Raw genomic sequence first — 5,331 nt, 5'->3', positions numbered from 1 at the left:
TGACGCTGCACGCGGTGCCGTGCGCCGCGCGCGGCGCCTGCTGGGCGTCGAGGTCTAACGCCCAGCCAGTTCCCGGTGCATGGTATCCATGCGCTCGTCGCTGGACATCGTGAAGGCGGCGCGATGACTCCACAGGACGAAGGCACTGGTCACGAAGACACACAACGAGGCGCCGCCGATCGAGCGCGGCGCCTCGTTGCGTAGGAGCCACACGATCGACGTCACGCCGAGCGCGCCGAGCCGCGCCTGTTCCGCGGCGAACGCCCACCGTCGTCCTTCGAGCACGCCACCCACGTTCGTGAGTGAGAGCGCGACATAGAACGCCCCTGCCCCGAGTTGCATTGCAGGCAGCCGATCCGCCACCGTGAGGAGCCAGAGCGCCGGCGGAATCGTGAGCACAAAATGTGCGAGCGCATAACGCGAGAGGGCCGTCGGCACGACGGGGTCGAACTTGATCATCGACTGTGGCGTCACCGGAGGAATGACCACGACGCCACCGTCAGCCGCCGAGCGCCAACCGGGCGCACCGAATACGCTGGACCAGCGGTCTCTCCACGTGGAGGCGCGTCGCACGTTGCGGGCGATTGCGACGTACTGATGGAGCTGCGACCAGAGCGGATTCCAGCTTCGCAGTGGTGTGGTGAGGCCGTACACTGGTTCTTCGCGCTCCTCGGTGAAGGTGCCGAACCACCGATCCCACACGATGAAGACGCCCGCGTAATTGCGGTCCTGATATTCGGGATTCACACCATGATGCACGCGGTGGTGGGACGGCGTGTTCAGCACGGCCTCGGCCCACGTGGGGAGTCGCGAGACGGCGCGCGTGTGGATCCAGAACTGGTACACCAGGTTGAGTGCGTAGCAGACGGCAAACTGCTCCCACGAAATCCCGAGCAGCGCGAGCGGCGCATAGAAGATCCAGCCGATCAGTCCACCGACGGCACTCTGACGGAGGGCAACGGCGAGATTGTACTCCTCGCTGGAGTGGTGCACGACGTGCCCAGCCCAGAACAGGTTGACCTCATGCGAGACGCGGTGAAACCAGTAGTACGCCAGATCAACGACGATAAAGGCACTCACCCAACCCGCAACCGCCGTCCAGTCGACCGTAGCACCGCTCAGGTCCCGACGCAGCATCGCACCATCGGGCCACGCCGGGATATCGACCCAACGCTGAATGCGCGCATGCTCGAACAGCCACGCAAAGATGCCAACGAGCAGCAACTTCGTGAAGATGCCGGCGATCTGGCTCAGCGTGCCCGCCGAGAGATCGCTGATCGAATCATTGAGACGATAGAACGAGCGACGGCCGAGTCGCGTGAAGAGCAACTCGGCCGCAATGAGGATGAAGAACAGCGGAATGCTGGCCTGAATGATCCCCATGTCGTGCTACGCCCGTGCCGGTACGGCTTCCTCGGCGGGGATGTTCAACTCGCCTTCCCAACGCGCCATGACGGCGGTGGCGAGGCAGTTCCCGAGCAGGTTCACCGACGTACGAGCCATGTCCATGATGGCATCTACGCCAAGGATGAGGGCGATTCCTTCGAGCGGCAGATTGAACTGCGCGAGCGCGCCCGACAGGATCACCAACGACGCGCGCGGTACGGCGGCGACGCCCTTCGAGGTGAGCATGAGCGTGAGCATCATGAGCAGCTGCGTGCTGAGCGGCATGTCGATGCCGGCGGCCTGCGCCACGAAGACCGAGGCGATGGCGAGGTACAACGTGCTGCCATCGAGATTGAACGAGTAGCCGGTTGGCAAGACGAACGATACGATCCGACGCGGCACGCCGAACTTCTCCATCGCCTGCATCGCTTGCGGAAAGGCCGCTTCACTGGAGGCGGTGGAGAAGGCGATGAGCCAGGGCTCCTTCACCGTGCGCCAGAAGCGCATGATCGGGATGCGCGCCAGCATCGCCACCGGCACGAGCACGATCAGCACAAAGATGATCAGCGAAACATAGAGTGTGCCGACCAGCTTGCCGAGGCTGAGCAAGACGCCAAGTCCGCTCTTGCCGACGGTGACACCGATGGCGGCGCCGATGCCGATCGGGGCGTACGCCATCACGATACCGACAAACTTGAACATCACTTCACTGAGCGACTGCAGGCCGTCGAGCATGAGCTTCTTGGATGGGCCTTCGACGCGCGAGAGCGCGACGGCGAAGATGATCGCGAAGAAGACGATCTGCAGCACTTCATTCTGCGCGGCCGCTTCGAAGAAACTCTGCGGCACCGTGTGTTCGAGCACCGAGGCGAACGTCGGCGTCTTCGCGGCCAGGGCCTTGAACTCTTCAGTGCTTCCCGCGGCGTTTTCGATCGAGAGGCCGATGCCCGGCTTGACGAAGTTGACGGCGATCAGTCCGATCGCGAGCGCAGCGGTGGTGACCACCTCGAAGTAGATGATCGAACGCAGCGCGAGCTTACCGACCTTCTTCATGTCATCGCCGTGCCCGGCGATCCCGACGACGAGGGTGCTGAACAGCAGCGGCACGATCAAGGACTTGATCATGCGCAGGAAGATGTTCGCGAACGGCTTGAGGTTCGGCGCGAAATCGGGGGCAAGCCACCCGATCAGGATGCCGATGAGCATCGAGATGATGATCCACTGCGAGAATCCGATGCCGAGGAATCCCCTGCTCGGAGCCGCCGACGATGCGCTGGATGACTGATGTGCCATGGTGCTGGTTAGAGAAGACGTGGTCGTGCGAGTGAGTTACTCGGGCGAGAGCGGTGCGTCGCCTCGACGCAGCACCGAGTGTTTGTACCCGTAGACGAAGTAGAACGAGAGACCGATGAGCATCCAGATGGCGAACGCCTTCCATGCGCTCGACGGCAGGCCGCGCATGACGAAGACGCAGGCACCGGCCCCGCCGAGCGTGACGAGCCACACGAAGGGGACGCGGAACGGGCGATGCCGATCTGGTTCACGAATGCGCAGGACCAGCACGCCGACACACACCACGGCGAACGCGGCGAGCGTGCCGATGTTCGTGAGGTCATAGGTGGCCGCATCGTCGGCGAGTAGGGAACCGAGCGCCACGGCGACACCGGTGATGATTGTGGTGATGTGTGGCGTCCGCGTTTTCGGATGCAACTTGGCGGCGAACTTGGGCAAGAGACCGTCGCGAGCCATGGCGTAGAAAATGCGCGGCTGCCCGTACTGGAACACCAGCAACACAGCGGACATCGAGACCACCGCACCGGCTGCCACGATCCAGCTGGCAGTGGAGAGGCCGGCGATCGAGAGCGCTTTGGCCAATGGGTCGCTGCTCCGAAGCTGTTCGTAGGGCACCAGCCCCGTGGCCACGAACCCGACAATGACGTAGATCAAGGTGCAGACGGCCAATCCGCCGAGAATACCGATGGGGAGATTGCGCTGCGGATTCTTGGTCTCCTCAGCGGCCGTGGAAATCGCGTCGAAGCCGATGTAGGCGAAGAAGACGATCGCGGCGCCCTGATGAATGCCGCGGAATCCGTTCGGCGCAAAGGGCTTGTAGTTGGCGGGATCGATGTGCATGCCGCCGACGATCACGAACAGCGCGAGGACGAGCAGCTTGATGACCACCATGATGTTGTTGGCGCGCGCACTTTCCTTGACGCCCTTGAGCAACAACAGGGTGATGGCGACAACGATGCCGAAGGCCGGCAGATTTACGAGGACCGGGACGCCGGCGATGCGCGGCGCCGATTCCATCAGCCCTCTGATGGCGGGGTCTCCGCTGGCCTTCACGTTCCAGTATCCGTGCGTGAGCCATCCGGGCAGGTCGACGCCGAATCCCGACAGCAACGACGTGAAGTAGCCGGACCATCCGATCGCGACGGCGACGTTGCCGACCGCGTATTCGAGGATAAGTGCCCACCCGACAATCCACGCCACGATCTCACCGAGGGTCGCGTAGGAATAGGCATACGCACTGCCAGCCTGCGGAATCATGGCTGACAACTCCGCGTAGCACAGCGCGGCGAGACCGCACACCGCCCCGAGCAGTATGAACGAGAGGACGAGGGCGGGTCCGGCGCCGTATCGGATCACGGTACCGTCCGCGAGGGTTTCGCCCGCAGCGGCCGTTCCCAGCGACGAAAAGATGCCGGCACCGATGACGGCGCCGATGGCCAGCATGACAAGGTCGCCAGCGCCGAGCGTACGGCGCATACCAGTGCCGCTTTCATCGGTAGCGGCGATCGGCTTTCGATCAAACAGCCCCATGGGCCCTCGGATCGGGGGGAGGAGCGCGCCGTGTCAGGAGGGTGGAAGCGGCGCGCGGGTACTACGTGGGCGCAAGGTACTGTCGAGCCACGCGTACGGCGAGCCTACAATGAATACGTGATTTCGGCTTTGCCGCGGACCGGGACGCCCTGCGCATTCACAGCGGGGCGAAAGCGGATGGCGACGAGCGCCTCACGCAGCTTTCGGTTGTACGCGCCGTCTTTGGTCGGTGTGAACTGCAGATCCAGCACTTTCCCCGTGGAGTCGACTTCAAAGACGACGATCACGGTGCCCTTTGCCTTGTTCGGTACCGGCAGTGGGGGGAGGAACAGCTCGGTGGGCGCGGGGGGATACACGGTACCGGGCCCTCCACCGGTTCCCGGCCCCACACTGGTCCCCTTCCCGGTACCGACCCCGGATCCGACACCTCCACCGCTTCCCGATCCCGACCCGGCGCTGCCATCGGTTCCGGAACCACCTCCGGTACCCGCGACCGTCGACTTGGCGTCGGCCGTCTCGCTGGCGGATGGCTGCGTCGGCGCCGCGGGCTGTTGGGGCGGTTTGACGACCGGCGGCGGCGGAGGCGGCGGCACAATCGGCTTGACCGTGGGCGGCTTGACCAGGGGTGGTGGGGGGGTGGGCGCGGGTGCCACGCGAACGAACTGGAGCCGTTCGTCCTTGGCAATGCCGCCGGTGCCGCGGTTTCCGCCGCCCCCACCTCCGGCCGGCCCCAGGCCACCAGCGCCGAGGACCTCGCGGATCATCTCCGGCGAGGTGAACGGCACGATGAGCAGGAGGATGATCAGCAGGTGGATCCCGATGCTGATCAGCAGACTGCGGACCCGGCGCTGGTTGCCCACCGGCACACCGATCGGCGGTCGGTACCGCGGGCGTTCCGGCGGTGGGAGGTCGGCAGTGTCTGGGAGCGACGGAGGTGTTGGCGTCATTGGGAGTCGGGGGGATGAGACCTATACAACGTACAACGGCGGACGATCCCTATGGATTCGCCCGCCGTGGTCACGACGTGGATCTCGTGGTTGGGCGCGCACCCGTGTCCGGGTCCGCGCCTTTCCTCACTTCGGTGGAACGCCGATGACTTTGACCCCGGCACCGCGGGCCTGG

General features: G+C 64.6%; 4 protein-coding genes. All 4 read right to left on the bottom strand.

Annotated features, from left to right (window positions below; all coding sequences use genetic code 11):
* Window positions 1-54 precede the first annotated feature (54 nt).
* The 4 genes from ACIRA7_RS14675 to ACIRA7_RS14660 all read right to left on the bottom strand — a co-directional run bounded on the left by ACIRA7_RS14675 (window position 55) and on the right by ACIRA7_RS14660 (window position 5,156).
* Window positions 55-1,383 carry a sterol desaturase family protein gene (locus ACIRA7_RS14675; protein ID WP_396221598.1) on the bottom strand — a complete coding sequence of 443 codons (1,329 nt, stop codon included), beginning with the start codon at window positions 1,381-1,383 and terminating at the stop codon, window positions 55-57.
* 6 nt (window positions 1,384-1,389) lie between these two features.
* Window positions 1,390-2,679 carry a dicarboxylate/amino acid:cation symporter gene (locus ACIRA7_RS14670; protein ID WP_396221597.1) on the bottom strand — a complete coding sequence of 430 codons (1,290 nt, stop codon included), beginning with the start codon at window positions 2,677-2,679 and terminating at the stop codon, window positions 1,390-1,392.
* Between the two features lie 36 nt (window positions 2,680-2,715).
* Window positions 2,716-4,209 (bottom strand): amino acid permease, encoded by a 1,494-nt coding sequence (locus tag ACIRA7_RS14665; protein WP_396221596.1) that lies wholly within the window; start codon window positions 4,207-4,209, stop codon window positions 2,716-2,718.
* A gap of 104 nt (window positions 4,210-4,313) precedes the next feature.
* The gene (locus tag ACIRA7_RS14660; RefSeq protein WP_396221595.1) at window positions 4,314-5,156 is read right to left on the bottom strand and encodes a hypothetical protein; all 843 of its coding nucleotides are present in this window, start codon (window positions 5,154-5,156) and stop codon (window positions 4,314-4,316) included.
* Window positions 5,157-5,331: the final 175 nt, after the last annotated feature.

Source organism: Gemmatimonas sp., assembly GCF_044376735.1.
Classification (GTDB): Bacteria; Gemmatimonadota; Gemmatimonadetes; order Gemmatimonadales; family Gemmatimonadaceae; genus Gemmatimonas.
This window is presented reverse-complemented; position numbering and strand designations above follow the sequence as displayed.